Source organism: Geopseudomonas sagittaria, from assembly GCF_900115715.1.
Taxonomy (GTDB): domain Bacteria; phylum Pseudomonadota; class Gammaproteobacteria; order Pseudomonadales; family Pseudomonadaceae; genus Geopseudomonas; species Geopseudomonas sagittaria.
In genome coordinates this window covers 1-19,100 of sequence record NZ_FOXM01000003.1, presented here as the reverse complement: position 1 = coordinate 19,100, position 19,100 = coordinate 1, and the positions used below count along the sequence as shown (strand labels likewise).

14 protein-coding genes and 1 pseudogene are annotated in these 19,100 nt (G+C 65.6%); 7 read left to right on the top strand and 8 right to left on the bottom strand.

All coding sequences use genetic code 11. The annotated features are described in order from the left end of the window. Positions 1-2: 2 nt before the first annotated feature. Positions 3-1,403: a DUF1329 domain-containing protein gene (locus BM297_RS04330; protein WP_092428685.1), complete on the top strand. Its 1,401-nt coding sequence runs from the start codon at positions 3-5 to the stop codon at positions 1,401-1,403. Positions 1,404-1,671: 268 nt separating this feature from the next. Here the strand turns inward: BM297_RS04330 and BM297_RS04325 are convergent, their stop codons facing one another. Beyond that, complete coding sequence (locus BM297_RS04325) at positions 1,672-2,151, bottom strand: VOC family protein (protein ID WP_092428683.1); 480 nt, start codon at positions 2,149-2,151, stop codon at positions 1,672-1,674. Between the two features lie 310 nt (positions 2,152-2,461). Between BM297_RS04325 and BM297_RS04320 the strand changes: the two genes are divergently transcribed. Continuing rightward, positions 2,462-3,469: a PIN domain-containing protein gene (locus tag BM297_RS04320; RefSeq protein WP_092428681.1), complete on the top strand. Its 1,008-nt coding sequence runs from the start codon at positions 2,462-2,464 to the stop codon at positions 3,467-3,469. A 129-nt stretch (positions 3,470-3,598) separates the two neighbouring features. Here the strand turns inward: BM297_RS04320 and BM297_RS04315 are convergent, their stop codons facing one another. Further along, positions 3,599-3,976, bottom strand: coding sequence for a hypothetical protein (locus tag BM297_RS04315; protein WP_092428679.1), 378 nt, complete (start codon positions 3,974-3,976; stop codon positions 3,599-3,601). 580 nt (positions 3,977-4,556) lie between these two features. After that, positions 4,557-6,026 carry a flavin-containing monooxygenase gene (locus BM297_RS04310; protein WP_092428677.1) on the bottom strand — a complete coding sequence of 490 codons (1,470 nt, stop codon included), beginning with the start codon at positions 6,024-6,026 and terminating at the stop codon, positions 4,557-4,559. Positions 6,027-6,318: 292 nt separating this feature from the next. Between BM297_RS04310 and BM297_RS04305 the strand changes: the two genes are divergently transcribed. Next, on the top strand, positions 6,319-6,951 hold the full coding sequence (locus BM297_RS04305) for a cell wall hydrolase (protein ID WP_092428675.1): 633 nt from the start codon (positions 6,319-6,321) through the stop codon (positions 6,949-6,951). A gap of 9 nt (positions 6,952-6,960) precedes the next feature. Continuing rightward, positions 6,961-7,041: pseudogene (locus tag BM297_RS22075) on the top strand (hypothetical protein); the annotation flags it as partial. A 107-nt stretch (positions 7,042-7,148) separates the two neighbouring features. On the opposite strand, the gene BM297_RS04300 reads toward BM297_RS22075, so the two are convergent. Both BM297_RS04300 and BM297_RS04295 read right to left on the bottom strand, forming a co-directional pair. Then, entirely contained in the window at positions 7,149-8,897 is a 1,749-nt protein-coding gene (locus BM297_RS04300) for an FAD-binding protein (protein WP_245768204.1), read from the bottom strand. Between the two features lie 128 nt (positions 8,898-9,025). Next, on the bottom strand, positions 9,026-10,267 hold the full coding sequence (locus BM297_RS04295) for an NADH:flavin oxidoreductase (RefSeq protein WP_092428671.1): 1,242 nt from the start codon (positions 10,265-10,267) through the stop codon (positions 9,026-9,028). A 621-nt stretch (positions 10,268-10,888) separates the two neighbouring features. Here BM297_RS04295 and BM297_RS04290 point away from each other — a divergent pair. The 3 genes from BM297_RS04290 to BM297_RS04280 all read left to right on the top strand — a co-directional run bounded on the left by BM297_RS04290 (position 10,889) and on the right by BM297_RS04280 (position 14,385). Next, a complete protein-coding gene (locus BM297_RS04290) occupies positions 10,889-12,637 on the top strand; it encodes an FAD-binding protein (RefSeq protein ID WP_092428669.1) in 1,749 nt (582 codons plus the stop codon). 84 nt (positions 12,638-12,721) lie between these two features. Next, positions 12,722-13,600 carry an SDR family NAD(P)-dependent oxidoreductase gene (locus BM297_RS04285; protein ID WP_092428667.1) on the top strand — a complete coding sequence of 293 codons (879 nt, stop codon included), beginning with the start codon at positions 12,722-12,724 and terminating at the stop codon, positions 13,598-13,600. Between the two features lie 65 nt (positions 13,601-13,665). Continuing rightward, on the top strand, positions 13,666-14,385 hold the full coding sequence (locus BM297_RS04280; protein WP_092428665.1) for an EthD domain-containing protein: 720 nt from the start codon (positions 13,666-13,668) through the stop codon (positions 14,383-14,385). Between the two features lie 157 nt (positions 14,386-14,542). On the opposite strand, the gene BM297_RS04275 is transcribed toward BM297_RS04280, so the two are convergent. From BM297_RS04275 to BM297_RS04265, 3 genes are all read right to left on the bottom strand, one after another. Beyond that, the gene (locus BM297_RS04275; protein ID WP_092428663.1) at positions 14,543-14,902 is read right to left on the bottom strand and encodes a copper-binding protein; all 360 of its coding nucleotides are present in this window, start codon (positions 14,900-14,902) and stop codon (positions 14,543-14,545) included. After that, on the bottom strand, positions 14,899-18,072 hold the full coding sequence (locus BM297_RS04270) for an efflux RND transporter permease subunit (protein ID WP_092428661.1): 3,174 nt from the start codon (positions 18,070-18,072) through the stop codon (positions 14,899-14,901). Before BM297_RS04270 ends, BM297_RS04275 begins: the two co-directional genes overlap by 4 nt. Further along, positions 18,069-19,100 (bottom strand): efflux RND transporter periplasmic adaptor subunit (locus tag BM297_RS04265; protein ID WP_139231017.1); only part of this gene is annotated, 1,032 nt, incomplete at its 5' end. The genes BM297_RS04265 and BM297_RS04270, both read right to left, overlap by 4 nt.

Here is a 19,100-nt window from a genome sequence, read left to right as displayed (position 1 = left end):
CGATGAAAAAGACTCTTTTCCGAGCCAGCCTGCTGAGTGCAGGCATCCTCTGCGCCTTCAGCCAGTCCGCCTTGGCCAAGGTATCCCCCGAAGAGGCCGCGCGCCTGGGTAAGGACCTGACCTGCTCCGGCGCCGAGAAGGCCGGCAACGCCGACGGCAGCATTCCGGAGTTTTCCGGCAAGTGGCTGGGCGCACCCGACCACATCAAGCACGAGGGGACCGGCAAGTTCTGGGAAAACCCCTACGCCGGCGAAAAGCCGCTGTTCACCATCACCGCGCAGAACATGGATCAGTACGCCGACAAGCTCAGCGACGGGCTGAAGGCGCTGTTCAAGAAGTACCCGGACACCTTCAAGATGCCGGTCTATACCAGTCACCGCGACTTCCGCTTTCCCGACTGGGTCTGCGATGCCTTCAAGAAGAACGCCACCACGGCCGAACTGGTCGACGACGGCCTCGGGCTGAAGGCGGTGACCGGCTCCCACCCGTTCCCGATTCCGAAAACCGGCCTCGAGCTGCTCTGGAACATCAACAACACTGGCCCGCAGCCGCACAAGACCGAGCTGACCACCCAGGATGTGGTGGTCTACCCGGATGGCAACCTGGCCTGGGGCAAGACCGAGAACAAGTTCCTCGGCGTGCGTTCCGAACCGGGGGCCATGCGCGACACCACGGACTTCACTCCGCCATATGGCGGCATCCAGTCGCTGACCATCCAGAAGACCCACCTGCCGCTGCGCGACAAGGGCACCGTCTACGCCACGCGAGAAACCTTCAACTACAAGACTTTGCCGCGCGATGTCTACCTGTACAACCCGGGTACCCGCCGCGTGCGCCAGGCCCCCTCGTTCGGCTTCGACATGCCGCAGGGCGCCGGTGGTTTCCGCACCGTCGACGAGCACCACATGTTCAACGGCTCGCCCGAGCGTTATGACTGGAAGATCGTCGGCAAGCGCGAGATGTACATTCCCTGGAACGCCTTCGGCACCAACCAGGCCGACGTGAAGATCGCCGACCTGATCAAGCACAAGGGCCACGTCAACACCGACCCCATGCGCTTCGAGCTGCAGCGCGTCTGGGTACTGGAGGCCACCCTCAAGCCCGGCTTCCGCCACCAATACGCCAAGCGCGTGTTCTACATCCAGGAGGACACCTGGGGCTCGGCGCTGTCCGACCAGTACGACGGCCGTGGCCAGCTGTGGCGTACCGTGCTGGGCAACTGGATGTGGGCCTACGAGTCGCAGACTCCCTACTGGGGCATCGCCGCGCATCATGACCTGATCTCCGGCGCCTACCTGGTGGACAACATCGCCAACGAGACCGGCGCGCCAGTCCTGGAAACCAAGGAAAACTGGACGCCAGCCATGTTCAGCGCCGAGGCGGCGGCTCGCTGGGGTCGTTGATCCGGTAGCAAGCGGTAGAAACGGAGCCCTCCCCACCATGTGGGGAGGGCTTTTTTGCGTTCGAGCCCATTGATCGTTCCCACGCTCCGCGTGGGAACGCAGCCAGTGACGCTCTGCGTCACAGGAGCGGATGCGGAGCGTCCAGTAAGGAACTCCCACGCAGAGCGTGGGAGCGATCAAAAAAGCAGCCATCCCGAATGGGCACATTCTCCTGATGAGGGCTCAGGAATGCACAATGACTGCCAGGGACTGCACAGCCAAACTCGGGTTACCCCTTCAGCGCCGCTTCGATCGCCGCGATATCGATCTTGCGCATGGTCATCATCGCGTCGAACGCGCGCTTGGCCTCTGCACGATCCGGACTGGCAATCGCGGCCGACAATACGCGGGGGGTGATCTGCCACGACAGCCCCCACTTGTCCTTGCACCAGCCGCATTCGCTTTCCTGACCACCGTTGCCGACAATCGCGTTCCACAAACGGTCCGTCTCGGCCTGGTCGTCGGTCGCCACCTGGAACGAGAAAGCCTCGCTGTGCCTGAACGCCGGCCCGCCGTTGAGCCCGAGGCAAGGGATGCCCATCACCGTGAACTCGACGGTCAGGACATCGCCCTGCTTGCCCGCCGGGTAGTCGCCAGGCGCACGCAGGACAGCACCCACCGCGCTGTCCGGGAAGGTCGCGGCGTAGAAGGTCGCAGCCTCCAACGCAGTGCCGTCATACCAGAGACATATCGTGTTCTTGCTGACCATCTTGGCTCTCCGCGATTGGGGCTGAGGCATGGAGTCTAGCCGCGTAGCTGGCCTGGGGCGGCGATAGGGCAGGTCGCTTGCCGGCCTTGGTGGGGCATCGTCGCGGGGCATGAGCTGATCTTCGGTGTCGTGACCGGCAGCTGTCGGCCAAAAGCGGCCGCTGGTGATAGAGTGCAGTCGACCAAGAATCGCGTCCAGACGTAACCACGAAACACCTAGAGGCGACTCAGAATTTTTAGTGTTAATAGGCCAGCATCAGGTGCTGACCAAAGAAAAGCTTAGCGAATAGACATGGATAAATGGAGCTTCAATGCATTTAATATTGCTCGACACCTGCGTTTGGCTGGATATTTCTTCCAAAAAAGCAGATCTGCCGATGCTCGCCGCCCTAGAGCATCTAGTTGAAATCGAGGCCATTAAGATCCTAGTACCAGACTTGGTAATTGCAGAGTACAATCGAAACAAAGAGAGAGTTATAGATGCGACACGTAAACGGCTGTCTGCCGAGTGCAAATTAGTCAAAGGAATAATCGAATCCTTTGGTGGCGATGGAAAGCAGATTGCGCTAGCCACTATAGATGATGTGAATCATCGACTGCCGATACTATCCGAAGCAAATGAAGCATCCGTTAATCGCGCAGTTAAGCTATTTGAGTCTGCAATTCAAATCCAAATTTCAAGCTCAGCCAAAATAAAAGCTGCTGAGCGAGCAATAGCCAAGCGAGCTCCTTTTCACAAACAGAAGAATAGCATTGCTGATGCGGTACTAGCCGAAGCGTTCCAAGAATATCGGGCAGAGCACCCTGGCCGCTTCGATAGCTTTCGGTTCGTGACGCATAACGTGACCGATTTTTCAGGTACTGACCACAGAGAGCCTCACGCAGATTTCGCTGAGATCTTTGATGGCAAAACCTCCATGTACTTCAATTCGATAAACTCGGCTATTGACGACCTGCTCGACATGGAAGAATTTCACTACGAGCACGAGTTCTTCTGGGAAGACCAGACACGAGGACTCCAAGAGATATTAGAAGCGATGGATGAACTCGTAGATAAGGTTTGGTACAACAGGCACATGAACAGGATGTACGGTATTGAGAGTGGTGAGATCGAGATCGTGCCAGAGGGTACTGAGCGCTACGGGAATGATGTTATACATCATCACATCCTCGAAGGAGCATTGGCATCAGCGCAAAAGGTAAGAGATAAGTACGAGGACACTGGCCCGTGGAATGACTTTGAGTGGGGAATGATCAACGGAAAGCTATCAGCCCTACGATGGATATTGGGAGAAGAGTGGGACGAACTCTATACGTGACCACAATGAGAACCTGCGCAGAAAGACATCTATCGACCAGAAGCGATCACTCACGAAGGGCCGCTTCCGACCCTTTGCATAGGTCGGGGATGTCTACCGGAGCGGGGGTGGTCCAGTCCCCTTTTGGATCTAGCTTTCGATGTAGCCAGCCAAACGTATTACGTCGCTCACATTTTCAAGTCTGACAGTAAGCTCTCCAGCGTTAGTTTCTTTTGCACCGGGAATTCGACCAAGGATTTCCTCGCGCGAATATTTTTGGAGCCGAAGGCATGGCTTCCTGAAATAGAACAACATCCATCTTTGGTTCGGAATGAATGCAAAATCCCAGTCGTTGCCACGCAAGAAACGAAAATCCTTGATGTGCCCGTGCGAGCCAGGGAAGAAGTCATAGCCTTTCAGCGTTGAGGCCCATCCAACCATGTACAAGAACGCGTGTTTAGCTTCTGGAGTGCACAGGATCTCGTAGTATTCCCGGTAAAGCTCGTTGTTCTCAGCTCCGCGCAGCATCTCGCCATCTCCCAAGGCTTAGTGAAAGATCACAAGTATGGGTACGCGCCCTGGTTTCAGGCACGCGGCCCGTCGGAACCATCCATCAGCTCCTGGCTACTGTTGCGTGACACCGGCGCAAAGAGGTCGGTCTGGGCCCGTCCCGGTTCCACCAAGTTCATGAGAGTGACGCCAACTTCTGGTAGCGGTAGCCCGGCAGGTAGATTCGATCGAACCCAGCCAGCGCGGTGCTGACGAGGTCGTGGGTGTCGCTGCTCAGGGGGCGTCGCCCCCATTTCTGGAGACGCATCGAATGACTGCTCCTGGCCGCTTGCTGCCAGTCGCGCCTGCGGCATTGGTCAACCCGAACGCCATCCGTGGCCAGGCCCAAACAAATTGGCTGACAGGTGAAGAGCAAGACAGCACCAGCCCGCTGATGCACTGGCCATGTTTGTCGGGATTGGCGTTTCGAGGAGCCGGGAGGAAGCTGCCTGCCCGCTGCGATAAGCGGACGGGCAGGGTGCTGTAGTCGCCCGTCGGCAATCGTCCAAATCACAACGGGCACCCCGCCAATCCAGCGGGACACCCGTCCATCTCCAGTTCAACGCAGCACAAAAGCCTCCAGCTTCGGCCCCGCCATCTCATCCTTGAAGCGCTGCTGCGACCACGGCCAGGTGTTGGGGATGCCGTCGGCGTCCAGGTACCAGCTGTTGCAGCCGGAGCCGAACACCGTCTTGCGTGCGGCGTCCTTGCGGGCTACGTCGTAGGCATCCAGCGCGGGCTGTGCGGCGCTCACCTCCTGGCACTGGCCGCTGCGCACCAGCTCGATCAGTTGGGCGATGTAGCCCCACTGTAGCTCGGCGATGTCGATCAGCGAGAAGTTGCCGACCGGCCCGGTGGGACCGTTGAGCATGAAGAGGTTGGGGAACTCGGGAATCGAGATCGCCATGTAGGCGGTCGGCCCCTTGGCCCAAGCTTGCTCCAGGGTGTGGCCGTCGCGGCCGGTGATCAGCATCGGGCGCATGAACTGGTCGGGCTTGTAGCCGGTGGCCAGCACCAGCACGTCCAGCTCGTGCAGCTGGCCGTCGCGGGTGCGCACGCCGCCGGCCTCGATGCATTCGATGCCGTCGGTGACCAGCTCGGCGTTCGGATGCTGGATCGCCTGATAGTAGTCGGGCGAGTAGATCAGCCGCTTGCAGGCGGCGCGGTAGGTGGGGCGCAGCTTTTCGCGCAGCACCGGATCGCTGACGCTCTTCTCCAGGTTGTCGCGGGCGATGGCCTCGATCTCGAGGATGCCCGGCGAGTTGGCGTCGAGCACCGCGTTGGTGAAGCGCTCGACGTTGGCCAGGTAGGTTTCCTCGTTCTGCATGCGCTTGAGCAGGGCGCGGTCGGCGCGGAAGGCGGCCTTCTGCTCCTCGCTGTAGTACGGGTTCTCGACCGGGAAGATCCACTGTGCGGTGCGCTGGAAGTGCTTGAGCTTGCCGGCGCGGGCGGCCAGCGCCGAGACGATCTGCACGCCGGTGGAGCCGTTGCCGACGATGCCGATGCGCCGACCGTCCAGCGGGATGCTGTGATCCCAGCGCGCGCTGTGCAGCAGGTCGCCCCGGAAGCTGTCCAGGCCGCGCAGGTTCGGGGTGCTGGGGTGGTGCAGCACGCCGGTGGCGGCGATGACGATGTCCGCGCTGTCGGTGAGGCCGCTCTTCATCTCCAGCTGCCAGCGGCCGTCGACGAATTCGCAGCGGACGATTTCCTCGTTGAAGCGGATCATCTCGTCGACCCGGTACTTCTTCACCGTGCGCTCGAAATACTCCTGGATTTCCGCGCCCGGCGGCAGGAAGCGGCTCCAGTCGGGGTTGGGTTCGAAGGAGTAGGTGTAGGCGTGCGAGGGCACGTCGCAGGTCAGGCCGGGGTAGGTGTTCTCGCGCCAGGTGCCGCCGATGCGCGAGGCCTTCTCGTAGATGGTCACGTCGGCGAAGCCCGCCTCGCGCAGCTTGATGCCGCTCAGAATGCCGGCCATGCCGGCGCCCATCACCACCACCCGCAGATCGGGTCTTGCCGTTGCGTTGTTCATGGTCACACCTTTTTGTTGTTCGTGGGACCAATCTAGGGAGTTGTCGGCGGGCGGACATGACCGGTCCCGGCTAGTCCTGTCGGACGATAGCGGCCGCGCCCTGCGGGCCGGCCGAATCCCGCGGGAGCGGCGGCCTCGGCGTTTTTCAAGGTCGAGGTCTTGCGGATTTCTCTCGATGGGGGCGACTCCGGGTGGCCGGCTGGCAGGACGTCTGGCGACTACAATCAAGTCGAGTCAGCGCTACAACTTTGCCGTTTCAGCGCTCAAGCCAGTTTTCGCAGAAGGGTCGACCATGCGATTCAAATGGGTAGCTACCTGTTTCGCGATTATCCTTCTGTTCTTGCTTCTGTTCTTGATGACTAGCCAGGAGCAAGAAAATGGAACGGCTGAAGACGCTGAAGACAAGGCGCAGGTTCTGGAACAGAAAGCAGCAGAGGAGGGCAGCGAGACACCTGTGCGCAAGTCCGAGGCCATCACCCCCACCGAAGTGCAGGCGGTCGATCCCGCAGGCGCAGCGCCTCTGGACGATGCAATCACCTGCCTTGCACGCAGCATCTACTGGGAAATCAAAGGCGGGGCGGCTGTCGAGATGGAAGCCGTCGCCAGCGTGGTCATGAACCGGCTGGGCCATGAAGGCTTTCCAGACACGGTATGCGCGGTGGTCAAGCAAGGTTCCGAACAGCATGCCTGCGAGTTTTCGTGGTGGTGCGACGGGCGTCCGGATCAGGTCAAGGAAGACGACCGCTATGCCCTGGCCAAGGAAGTCGCGCGCAAGGCGCTCAACCAGCAGCTCAAGGACCGAACCCGTGGCGCTCTGTATTTTCACGACAGGACGGTGAAGCCGGCTTGGGCGAAGGAATACATCAAGACGGCCGAAACCCGGAGTTTTCTTTTTTATAGGCCCCGTGACGGGACGGCGCGCTAGGCAAACGTAGTGGTCGAGGCGTTTGTCGAGCGTCTCGACCTGGCGACCCGGGAGTTCGGCGGAGTGGTACCTGCGGCGACCGGACGCCCGTGATACCACCCCACCGTCCGCGAATAATTTCGCGCCACACCTCATGCGATTGCCTGGCCATGCCTGCTGCTCGGACGACGAGAGCAGGCGCCGCCCGCCAGATCGGCTCAGGCGTGCTGGGCCTGTGCCTGCATCGGCTGCTGCAGCGCCCGCTGGCCGGCGACATGCGCGCCGGCGCGGCGGCCGGAGAAGATGCAGTCGGCGGCGGACAGTCCGGAGATGTACAGGTGCGATGGCAGGCCGATGGCGGTGCGGCCGGCGGCGTACAGCCCGCCGATCGGCGTATCGTCGGCGCGCAGCACCTGGCCGCTGTCCTCGTCGATGCGCAGGCCGCCGACGGTCATCGCCGACAGGGGGAACAGGCGGCTGCGGATCGATACGTCGATGGCGTAGAACGGTCCCTCGGCGATGGCGTGGATGTCCTTCTGGTCCTTGCCGAAGTGGTCGGCCTGCCAGCCGGCCGCTGCCAGGTTGTAGTCGTCGACCGTCTTGCCGAGCACCTGGGGATCGAGGCCGCACTTGCGCGCCAGCTCCGCGAGGGTGCGCGCCTTGCGCGAGGCGAACAGCAGGGCGAGGATCGCCGGCTGGCGCTGGAACGGCAGCATGTCGTCCTTGCGCACTTGGCGCCATGCCTTGCGGTACAGGGCACGGTCGAGGATCAGCAGGCCGGCGCCGTTCTGCTCGTCGCCCATCACCTGGCCGATGGCGGCGCCGTAGAGCATCTCGTCGCAGTAGCGCTCGCCGCGGCCGTTGACCAGCATGGCCTCGGCGAAGGCCTTGGGCGGGTTGAGGAAGCGCCAGCTGCTGATCCGCCCGAGCCGGTCGGCGGCGCCACCGACGCTCTGGCCGAGACGGATGCCGCTGCCGTTGTCGCCCAGCGAGCCCAGCGGCATGCTGTCGGCGTAGCCCGGCGCGTAATGGTTGGCCATCGCACGGTTCTGGATGAAGCCGCCGCTGCTCAGGCACACGCCGTGGCGGGCACGGATGCGCCGCTCGACGGCATGCGTGCTCTTCAGTGCTTCGGCCTTGCGCCAGTAGCGCAGGGCGATGGCCCCGGTGAGGCCGGAGCCGGGAAAGCTGGCCGGCAGCATCAACTGGAAGCGCGCAGCCTGCTGCATCAGCCGGCTGAATTCCGCTGCCGCCGCGCCGGGCGGAATCTGCAGGACCTTGACCCCCACCACGTTGTCGTCGTGGTCGACGATCAGCTGGCGGACCTCGGTCTGCGCCATGAAGCGCACGCCCAGCCGACTGGCCCGCTCGCGCAGCGGATCGGTCATGCGCACGCCGAAGCCGATGGGGGCGGAGGTGGGCGGCGAGTAGACCTTGTGGCCGCGCGCCGCCGGCCGAGCGACGGCCGCAGCGCGCGGCGACAGCGAGCTGTCGGAGTGGTACAGGTGATAGCCCGGCGGCGGATAGGAGGTCTTGCCCGCATACAGGGTGCTGTCGAAGCGCACGCCGTGGCGACTCAGCCAGTCGATCATCTGCGGGCTCTGCTCGCAGAAGCGGCGCAGGGTGCTGTCCTTGACCACGCTCTGGGTCTCCAGCTTGAGGTAGCGGAACATGTCCTCCACCGAGTCCTCGACGCCCGCTTCGCGCTGGATCGCGGTGCCGCCGCCGGCGTACACCACGCCGCCGTTCATCGCCGTCGAACCGCCGCCGTCGAAGGCATCCATCGCCAAGACCTCCAGCCCGTGCTCGGCGGCCTCCAGCGCCGCGGCGATGCCGGCGCCGCCGTAGCCGACCACCACGAAGTCGGCGGCATCGTCCCACGGCACGGCCGCGGCGTCGGCCACCCTTTCCGGCTGGCGAACGGGGGAATACCAGTGGGGGCTACCGGGTTCATCGCGCTGGGTCACGTCGGGCATCTCCTTGGGTCGTTGTTGTTCGGGGCGTGGCCGGAGGCAGGGCAAGCCCGGTCCGTAGGGCGAGTTCACTCGCCTTGGCGGGGTATTTTGGGGCGAATGAATTCGCCCCTACAGGTTGGTCAGGAGCGGGCGGGCTGGGCGTTGAGCTGCGGATCGCCGGGGGTACCCAGCACGCAGCTGGTGCCGCCGGGGGTGTACATCATGGCGACGCAGCGGTTGCAGGAAGTGCAGCCGGAGGCGCCGTCGCCACCCGCGGCCAGCTTGTTGACGAACTCGGGATCGAAGATCAGCCCGCGGCCCAGGGCCACCGCCTCGAAGCCTTCGCCGAGTGCCTGGTGGACGTTGGCCGGGGTCTTCACGCCGCCCAGATAGGCCAGCGGCATGCTGACTGCCGCGCGTACCTTGCGCGCATGCTCGAGCAGGTACAGCTCGCGGAACTCCACCTTGGGCTCGGTGAAACTCTGGATGGTCATCGCCGCGCGCACGATGGGGTTGCTGACGCTGACGCGGTTTTCCTTGGGGAAGGACGAGCCGAACAGGGTGGTGGTGGACTCGACGTTCATTCCCGCGCTCAGCACCAGCAGATGGGCGCCTTCGCGCTCGAGGATGCGCGCCACCGCGGCGCCGTCCTCGGCGGTGTGGCCGCCTTTCGCCCCCTCGGTGACGCTGTACTTGCAGATCACCGCCAGGTCGCGGCCCACCGCATCCAGCACGCGGCGCAGCACCAGGGAGGGGAAGCGCAGGCGCCGGTCGAGGCTGCCGCCCCAGTCGTCGCGGCGCTGGTTGTACAGCGGCGAGATGAACTGGCTGAGCAGGTAGCCGTGGCCCATGTGGATCTCCACGGCGTCGAAGCCGGCCTCGCGAGCGAGCAGGGCGGCGTTGGCGAACTCGTCGGCGATGCGGTGCATGTCGGCTTCGTTCATCGCCTGCTTGAGGAAGCGGCCGCTCATGATGCCGACCTTGTTGAAGCCGCCGCTGGCCGACAGCGGCCGGCGGGTGGACAGCTCCTCGAGGAAGGTGAAGCAGCCGCCATGGGTGATCTGCGCCGAAGCCGCGCCGCCGTGGCGATGCACGGCATCGGTCAGTACCCGCAGGTGGGGGACGGCGTCGCGATCGAGGGTGATCTGGTCGGGGAAGGTGCGGCCGTCGCGGCTCACCGCGCAGTAGGCGACGGTGGACAGCGCGGTGCCGCCGGCAGCCATCGCCTCGTGAAAGCGCACCAGCTGCTTCGAGGGCGTGCCGCCCCTGGCCATGCCTTCGTTGGTGGCGGACTTGATGAAACGGTTTTTCAGCGTCAGCGGGCCGATCTTCAGCGGGCTGAACGGCGACGGCGAGGCGGGCAGGATCTTGTTGTTATGCATGCTGAGTCCCAGCGATTCGACTGCAGGTGGAAAGCCTGGCGCGGCCCGGGTCAGGGTAATGGTGTTCCCATTGCTTCCGGTAGCGGGCCCACACAGGAGTCCGGTGGCTGTGTGCCCACCATAGCAGCGTGCGCAGTGGCGACCTCGTCCGAAAAGACTAATTTCCGACCAATATCCTCTGGCGGCACGGGGCGTGTCGCCGGAGCCAATCTGCCCGCCGGCAGTGTGCTGCTGGCATGTGCTGGATAAAAAAGCGCGGCACCCCTTTCGAGGATGCCGCGCAAAGACGCTCAAGCGGATTCACTCAACCTGTCGCGCCGTGGAGACATTGTTTCGCCCATTGCCCGGGCGATCTGCCGGATGCCCGGGACTGCGATTGCCCGAAGGCGCTGATGCTGGTGACCACTATGTGAAGAGTCCGGAGGCCGGGCATCGTCCGATGGGACTAAGCGATGGATAGGTACTTGTTTGCCGAAGTTGCGGTGTTTTTTTGATTAGTCCCATCGGACGATGTGACGCACGGTCACGCCGACAAAAATCCGGACAACCGTTTGACGGGAACCGGCTCGCAAGGCGCCTGCTTCCCGTGGCTCGCAGAACAAGAACTCCAGGAGCAAGGCGATGAGCGAAGGGAAGGGTGTCTGGGACCTCAGTTGCGATGTACTGGTGGTCGGCAGCGGCGCCGGGGCGATGACTGCGGCGTTGCGCGCCCACGACCTCGGCCTGCAGGTCTTGCTGGTCGAGAAGAGCGACCGCTACGGCGGCACCTCGGCCATTTCCGGGGGCGGCATCTGGATTCCCGACAACCATCGCATCGCCGCTCTGGGCGGACAGGACTCGCCTGACGATGCCATCCACTACATCAAGACGGTGACCCGCGGCCTGGTGGACGATGCACGCATCGGGGCTTACGTCGCGAACGCCCGCAAGATGGTCGAATACCTCGACCGGCAGACCCGCGTGCACTTCGAGGCGCAGCCGGAGTATGCCGACTACTACCCGGAGGTCGAGGGCGGCAAGAGCGGCTATCGCTCGATGGACCCGCTGCCCTTCGACGCCCGCGACCTGGGCGACGATTTCGAGCTGATGCGCGCGCCGTCGGGCAACACCCTGATGCTGGGACGGATGAGCATGACCATGAAGGAGGCGCGGGTGATGATCTGCCGCGCTCCGGGCTGGATGCGCGCGACCCTCAAGGTGATGTGGCGCTACTGGAGCGACATCCCCGGCCGCCTGCGCTCGCGGCGCGACCGTTACCTCACCCTCGGCAATTCGCTGGTCGCCGCGCTGCGCTGTTCGCTGCGCGACCGCCGGGTGCCGCTGTGGCTGGAAAGCCCGCTACAGGCGCTGATCGCGGAAAACGGCCGGGTCATCGGCGCGACTGTGCAGCGCGACGGCCGCAGCCTGCGTATCCGGGCGCGCCGCGGGGTGATCCTCGGTGCCGGCGGCTTCGAGCGCAACCAGGCCATGCGCAACCAGTATCACCCGCAGCCTTCGCAGGCCAACTGGAGCGCGACGCCGCCCAACAACACCGGCGACGCGATCCGCGCCGGCCAGGCGCTCGGCGCCGCCACCGCGCTGATGGAGCACAGCTGGTGGGCGCCGACCGTGCACGTCGAGGGCAAAGAAAAGCCGCGTGCGCTGTTCGTCGAGCGCGCCCTGCCGGGCTGCATCCTGGTCGACTCGGCAGGCGCGCGCTTCGTCAACGAAGCCGCGCCTTACACCGACATCGTCTACGCCATGTACGCCAACCACAGCGAACAGAAGAGCAGCATTCCGTGCTGGCTGGTGTTCGACGCCGAATACCGCCACAAGTATCCCTGCGGCCCGCTGCTGCCCGGCTACGCTCAGCCGGACCGGCAACTGTGCGCGCAGGTGCGCCGGGGCATCCACAAGGCCGACAACCTGGCCGAGCTGGCGCGCGACATCGGCGTCGATGTCCAGGGGCTGGTCGATACCGTCGCGCGCTTCAACGCCATGGCCGAGGCGGGCATCGACCGTGACTTCGGCAAGGGCGACTCGGTGTTCGACCGCTACTACGGCGACCCCGGCGTCCAGCCCAACCCCTGCCTCGCGCCGCTCCGGCGCCCGCCCTTCTATGCGATGCGCATCGACGCCGGCGACATCGGCACCAAGGGCGGCCTGCTGACCGACGCGCAGGCCCGCGTGCTCGCCGAAAACGGTCAGCCGATCGACGGCCTGTACGCCATCGGCAACACCGCCGCCTCGATGATGGGCGCCACCTATCCCGGCGCCGGCTCGACCATCGGGCCGGCGATGACCTTCGGCTACCTGGCGGCCAACCATATCGGCAACCGCAGCGACGCGGCAGCGAACGCCGGATCGCAGGCGCAACCGCTCGAGGTCTGAAACACCGCGGGATCGGCACGGCCGCGGCCGGCCGATTCCGCGGTGCCGCTCCGCCCTTCAGCACCATCACCGAGAGGATCAAGCATGAGTTCAGAGAATCGCCAGGTCGCCGTGGTCACCGGCGCCAGCCGCGGCGTCGGCAAGGGCGTCGCCCTCGCGCTGGGCGACGCCGGCATGGTCGTCTACGTCACCGGCCGCTCGACCGCGACCAGCGGCTCGCAGCTGCGCGGCCAGGTGCTGCCGGGCTCCATCCAGGCAACCGCCGAGGCGGTGACCCGCGCCGGCGGGGTGGGCATCGCCGTGGCCTGCGACCACGGCGACGACGAACAGGTCAAGGCACTGTTCGAGCAGGTCGGTCGCGAGCAGGGGCGCCTCGACCTGCTGGTCAACAACGCCACCTTCCTCCACGAGAACCTCATCGATCCCGGCCCGTTCTGGGAGAAGCCGCTGGAGCTGGTCGGCATCCTCGATGTCGGGCTGCGCTCGGCCTACGTCGCCAGCTACTACGCCGCGCCGCTGCTGGTGGCCGGCGGCCACGGCCTGATCACCTTCGTGTCCTCCTACGGGGCCAGCTGCTACATGCACGGCCCGGCCTACGGGGCGCAGAAGGCCGGCTGCGACAAGCTGGCCGCCGACATGGCCGTGGATCTGGAGGGCACCGGCGTCGCCGCGGTGTCCCTGTGGCTGGGCCCGCAGCGCACCGAACGCACCGCGATTGCCGGCGAGCAGCGCCGCGACCAGTACGAGGCCTTCCTCGCCCAGGCGGAAACCCCCGAGTTCAACGGCCGGGTGATCCACGCCCTGCTCAATGACCCGGCGCTGGCCGGGCTGAGCGGGCAGACGCTGGTGACCGCCGAGCTGGCACCGGGTTACGGCATCAGCGAGGAGGGTGGCCGCCTGCCGCCGTCCTACCGCGAGCAGCTGGGCGAGCCGCGTGTGCCGCATCCGGCGCGGGTGATCTGACCACCATTCCCAAGCGCCCGGGCCCTGGTTCGGGCACGTTCCATCCCTTCAGAGGCAGCGTATCCATGGAAAAAGTCGTCTACGTCGTCTGGCGCGAGCGCCAGACCAACCCCGAAGAATTCGCCCGTCTCCTGCGTAACGAGGTCGCCGAGCAGTTGCTGGCCCTCGGCGCCCGCGGTTTGCAGGTGAACGTCGCCGACGCCGCGGTCGAGCCGGCCGCCGGCCTGCGCCAGGCCAACCTGCAACCGCTGATGGACGGCACGGTGTCGCTGTGGCTCGACAGCGCCATCGCGCAGTTCCGCCGCCCGTTCGATGAGGTGATCGCCGCCGCAGTGGAGCGCATGGCCGCCTACCTGGTCACCGAGTCGGTGCCGATCCGCAACACCCGTTTCCCGGCCGTTCTGGGCGAGCGCACCTACGGCTTCGCCCAGCTGGCCTTCCTCAGCCGCCCGCCGCGGCTCACCCACGAGGCCTGGCTGGACATCTGGCACAACCGGCATACCCAGGTGGCGATCGACACCCAGGACAACTTCCAGTACGTGCAGAACGTGGTGGTGCGCGCGCTGACCCGCGGCGCGCCGGCCATCGAGGCCATCGTCGAGGAGTGCTTCCCGCCGGCGGCGATGACCGACCCGCAGAGCTTCTTCGACGCTCCCGGCGACGAGGAGAAGTTCCGCCGTAACCTGGCGGCGATGATGGAAAGCTGCAACCGCTTCATCGACTACGACAAGATCGACGTGCTGCCGACCAGCCAGTACCTGATCAGCAAGCCTGCGGCCGTCTGACCGCGGCGCGTGTAGGCAACCGGGACCCGGAGTCCGCCAGTGGCGGGCTCCGGGTTGGTTTTTTGGGGGGCATTGCTGATGGGCATGCCCCCTTCAATCTGAAATCCGCTACATGGCCCTTGCCTGGATTGCTCCGTCGTGCGCCAAGGGGCCAGGCTCAATCGGCTTTCCGAATGGAGACGATCCTGGCGGTCATGCCCTGGCTCTGGAATTCGAAATTCACCTGGTCGCCGACCTTCAGCCCCTTCAGCTGCTCGGGCGTTGCGGCAAAGCCCATGGTCATTGGCGGCCATTGCAGGCTGGGAACGGGGCCGTGCGCGAGCGTGACAGTCCCTTTGCCGGCGTCGATCGCCTTGATCGTGCCGCTGGCCTTGGCGGTGGGGGCCACGCTGGCCGGCTGCTCCATCGGCATGGGCTGACCCATTGGCATCCTGTCCATGGGCTTGTCCTGCAGATCCGCCGCTGCGGCGGTCTGGACGAGGGTGGTGGTCAGGATGGTGGCAAGGACGTATTTCATCGCAGGGTTGCTCCTGTGGAGTTGGAGGGTCGTTCAGCTGACGCTTGGTGGGGGGACGAGCGGCGCATCAGTCGATAGGCCGCCGGGATGACGAGCAGGGATAGCAAGGGTGCGCTGAGCATGCCACCGACCATCGGGGCGGCGATACGGCTCATGATCTCGCTGCCAGTGCCGCTGCCCCAGAAGATCGGCAGCAGGCCGGCGACGATCACCGCCACGGTCATTGCCTTGGGACGCACGCGCTGCACGGCACCCTGGCGAATCGCCTCCAGCAGTGCCTGCTCGCTGTGCTCGCCGGCCGCCTCGCACGCGGCCCAAGCGTTCTTCAGATAGAGCAGCATGATCACGCCGAACTCGGCGGCCACTCCGGCCAGGGCGATGAAGCCGACGCCAGTGGCCACCGACAGGTTGTAGCCCAGCAGATAGAGGAACCATACCCCGCCGGTGAGGGCGAACGGCAAGGTCGCCATGATCAGCAGGGCCTCGTCGAAGCGGGCGAAGGTCAGGTAGAGCAGCACGAATATGATCGCCAGGGTCGCCGGCACCACCAGCGCCAGCCGGGCGTTGGCCCGCTCGAGGTACTCGAACTGCCCCGAATAGCTCAGGCTCATTCCCGCCTGCAGACGGACCTGGGCATCGACGGCGTGGCGCAGGTCGGCGACCACGGCGGCGATATCCCGCCCACGCACGTCGATATACACCCAGCCCGAGGGGCGGGCGTTCTCGCTCTTGAGCATCGGCGGGCCATCACTGACCGCGATCCTGGCCACCGTGCCCAGGGTGATCTGGCTGCCTTGCGGCGTATGGATCGGCAGTTGCTGCAACGCGCCGAGCGAGTCGCGCCACTCGCGGGGATAGCGCACATTGATCGGGAAACGGGCCAGCCCCTCGACGGTCTCGCCGACGTTTTCGCCGCCGATGGCGCTGGCCACTATCGACTGCACGTCGGCGATGTTCAGCCCGTAGCGGGCGGCCGCGCGGCGGTCGATGTCCACGTCGACGTAGCGCCCGCCGGTCAGGCGTTCGGCCAGCGCCGAGCTCACCCCCGGCACGTCCCTGGCCACACGCTCCACGGCCTGGGTGGCTGCGTCTATCGCCGCCAGATCGGTACCGGCGATCTTGACCCCGATGGGGCTCTTGATCCCGGTGGCGAGCATGTCGATGCGGTTGCGGATCGGTGGAATCCAGATGTTGGTCAGTCCCGGCACCTGGACCACCCGGTCCAGCTCCTCCACCAGCCGCTCCGGCGTCATGCCGGGTCGCCACTGCGCGCGCGGCCTGAACTGGATGGTGGTTTCGAACATCTCCAGCGGCGCCGGGTCGGTGGCGGTTTCGGCACGTCCGGCCTTGCCGAACACATGCTCGACTTCCGGGACCGTCCTGATCAGGCGGTCGGTCTGCTGCAGCAGCTGCGCGGCCTTCTGCGCCGACAGCCCGGGCAGCGCCGAAGGCATGTAGAGCAGGTCGCCCTCATCCATCGCCGGCAGGAATTCGCCGCCGAGGCGGGAAATCGGCCACAGCGCGCTGAGAAACACCAGCAGTGCCGCCAGCAGGGTGGTCCTGGGCCGGCGCAGCACCGCGTCCAGCGCCGGCCGGTACAGGCGGATCAGCCAGCGATTCAGCGGATTGCGCTCCTCCCGCGGGATCCGTCCGCGAATCCAGTAGCCCATGAGTACCGGCACCAGGGTCACCGCCAGGCCGGCGGCGGCCGCCATGGCGTAGGTCTTGGTGAAGGCCAGCGGGCCGAACAGGCGGCCCTCCTGGGCCTCCAGGGTGAACACCGGGATGAACGACAGGGTGATGATCAGCAGGCAGAAGAACAGCGCCGGCCCGACTTCGGTGGCGGCGTCGGTCATCACCTGCCAGTGGCGCTCGCCGGTCAGTGTCTCCCCGGGATGAGCCGCGTGCCAGGCTTCGATTTTCTTGTGCGCGTTCTCGATCATCACCACCGCCGCATCCACCATGGCGCCGATGGCGATGGCGATGCCACCGAGGGACATGAGGTTGGCGTTGATCCCCTGGTGGCGCATCACGATGAACGCGATGAGCACGCCGATCGGCAGCGAGATGATGGCCACCAGGGAGGAGCGCAGGTGCCAGAGGAACAGCGCACAGACCAGGGCGACGACGATGAACTCCTCGACCAGCTTGTGGCCGAGGTTGGCCACCGCGCGGTCGATCAGCTTGCTGCGGTCGTAGGTGGTGACGATTTCCACCCCGGCGGGCAGGCTGCCCTGCAGCTCGTCGAGTTTGGCCTTGACCGCGGCGATGGTATCGCGGGCGTTCTTGCCGCTGCGCAGGATCACCACGCCGCCGACCGCTTCGCCTTCGCCGTCGAGTTCGCCGATGCCGCGGCGCATCTCCGGTCCCAGCTGGATACTCGCGACGTCGCCGAGGGTCACCGGCACGCCGCCAGCACCGAGCTTGAGCGGGATGGCACGGAAGTCGTCGAGCGTCTTCAGGTAGCCGGAGGCGCGCACCATGAACTCGGTTTCGGCCATTTCCAGCACAGCGCCGCCGGTTTCCCGGTTGGCCTGGCCGATGGCCGCGATCACCTCGGCCTGGGTGATGCCCCGGCTGGCCAGTCGGGGCGGATCGAGCAGCACCTGGTACTGCCTGACCATGCCGCCGACGGTGGCCACTTCGGCGACGTTGGCGACGGTCTTCAGCTCGAACTTGAGGAACCAGTCCTGCAGGGCGCGCAGCTGCGCCAGGTCGTGGCGGCCGCTGCGATCCACCAGGGCGTACTGGTAGATCCAGCCGACCCCGCTGGCATCCGGCCCCAGCGCCGGCCGGGCGCCCACCGGCAGGCGGCTCTGCACCTGGCTCAAGTACTCCAGCACCCGCGAGCGCGCCCAGTAGAGGTCGGTGCCGTCCTCGAACAGCACGTAGACGTAGCTGTCGCCGAAGAACGAGTAGCCACGTACCGTTTTCGCTCCCGGCACCGAGAGCATGGTGGTGGTCAGCGGATAGGTGACCTGGTTCTCGACGATCTGCGGCGCCTGCCCCGGATAGGGGGTGCGCACGATCACCTGCACGTCGGAGAGGTCCGGCAGTGCGTCGAGTGGGATGCTGCGCAGCGACCAGACGCCCCAGGCGGTGACGAGCAGGGTGGCCAGCAGGACCAGGAAGCGGTTGGCTACCGACCAGCGGATCAGCGCGGCGATCATGGCTGGTCTCCCTGCTTTTCCAGGCGTTCGACCACCAGCCCTGCGTCGCTCTCGCGCACCGCGAAGCGCACCCGATCGCCAACCTTCAACCCCTGCTGCAGGATCGGATCGGCCAGCGGGAAACTCATGGTCATGCCGGGCATCCCCAGCGTGCGGAACGGGCCATGGGCGAGGGTCACGCTCAGGTCGCCGATCTCGACGACTGTCCCCTCGGCTTCATGCAGGGCGGGAAGATCGACGGCAGGCTCCGGCGTTGCCGTCGTCTCCACAACCAGTCCCCTGAGACTGGCCTCGGAGTCGAGCAGGAACTGTCCGGAGACGACCACCTGCTGGCCTTCTTCCAGGCCGCTCAGCACCACCGTCCGGCCGTCGCTTTCCTGCCCTGGACGCACCTCGACCGGCCGGTAGCGCCCTGCGTCTTCGGCGAGCATGACCAGCGCCCGCCGGCCGGTGCGGATGACGGCCTCGCTCGGCACCCACAACACGCCCTGTTCGCTCGCCCGATTCAGGCGTACCTGCGCTGTCAACCCCGGTCGCAGGCGCCCGTCGGGGTTGGCCAGTTCGACGCGGACGCGCAGGGTACGGCTATCGGCGTTCGCCTCGGGCAGGATGGCGGCCACCCGGCCCGTCAGCACCTCGCCGGCGAAGGCCGGCAGGCGCGCCTCGACCGTCTGGCCGGCGGCCAGCACCCCGGCCTCGGCTTCCGGCACCGCCAGCTCCAGCCAGACGCTGTCCAGGCCGTTGATCCGCGCCAGGGTTGCGCCGGCCGCCACGCTCATGCCCGTGCGCACCGCCAGTTCCTGCAACACGCCGCTGATGGGGCTGGCGATGGTCAGGGTTGGCTGGGCCTTGCCGCTGCGCTCCACCCGGGCGATCAACGTCGCCGGCATCCCGGCCAGGCGCAGGCGCTGGCGGGCTGCCGCCAGCAGTTCGGCATCGCCACTGCGCGCAAGGGCGAGAAACTCTTCCTGGGCGGCGGCCCATTCCGGTACCAGCAGGTCAGCCAGCGGCGCGCCGGCTGCCAGCAC

Coding starts and splice junctions, on each gene's coding strand:
- BM297_RS04295 (WP_092428671.1), bottom strand. CDS start 10,267: ATGCATAACAACAAGATCCTGCCCGCCTCGCCGTCGCCGTTCAGCCCG.
- BM297_RS04275 (WP_092428663.1), bottom strand. CDS start 14,902: ATGAAATACGTCCTTGCCACCATCCTGACCACCACCCTCGTCCAGACC.
- BM297_RS04325 (WP_092428683.1), bottom strand. CDS start 2,151: ATGGTCAGCAAGAACACGATATGTCTCTGGTATGACGGCACTGCGTTG.
- BM297_RS04280 (WP_092428665.1), top strand. CDS start 13,666: ATGGAAAAAGTCGTCTACGTCGTCTGGCGCGAGCGCCAGACCAACCCC.
- BM297_RS04330 (WP_092428685.1), top strand. CDS start 3: ATGAAAAAGACTCTTTTCCGAGCCAGCCTGCTGAGTGCAGGCATCCTC.
- BM297_RS04310 (WP_092428677.1), bottom strand. CDS start 6,026: ATGAACAACGCAACGGCAAGACCCGATCTGCGGGTGGTGGTGATGGGC.
- BM297_RS04315 (WP_092428679.1), bottom strand. CDS start 3,976: ATGCTGCGCGGAGCTGAGAACAACGAGCTTTACCGGGAATACTACGAG.
- BM297_RS04285 (WP_092428667.1), top strand. CDS start 12,722: ATGAGTTCAGAGAATCGCCAGGTCGCCGTGGTCACCGGCGCCAGCCGC.
- BM297_RS04320 (WP_092428681.1), top strand. CDS start 2,462: ATGCATTTAATATTGCTCGACACCTGCGTTTGGCTGGATATTTCTTCC.
- BM297_RS04290 (WP_092428669.1), top strand. CDS start 10,889: ATGAGCGAAGGGAAGGGTGTCTGGGACCTCAGTTGCGATGTACTGGTG.
- BM297_RS04305 (WP_092428675.1), top strand. CDS start 6,319: ATGCGATTCAAATGGGTAGCTACCTGTTTCGCGATTATCCTTCTGTTC.
- BM297_RS04270 (WP_092428661.1), bottom strand. CDS start 18,072: ATGATCGCCGCGCTGATCCGCTGGTCGGTAGCCAACCGCTTCCTGGTC.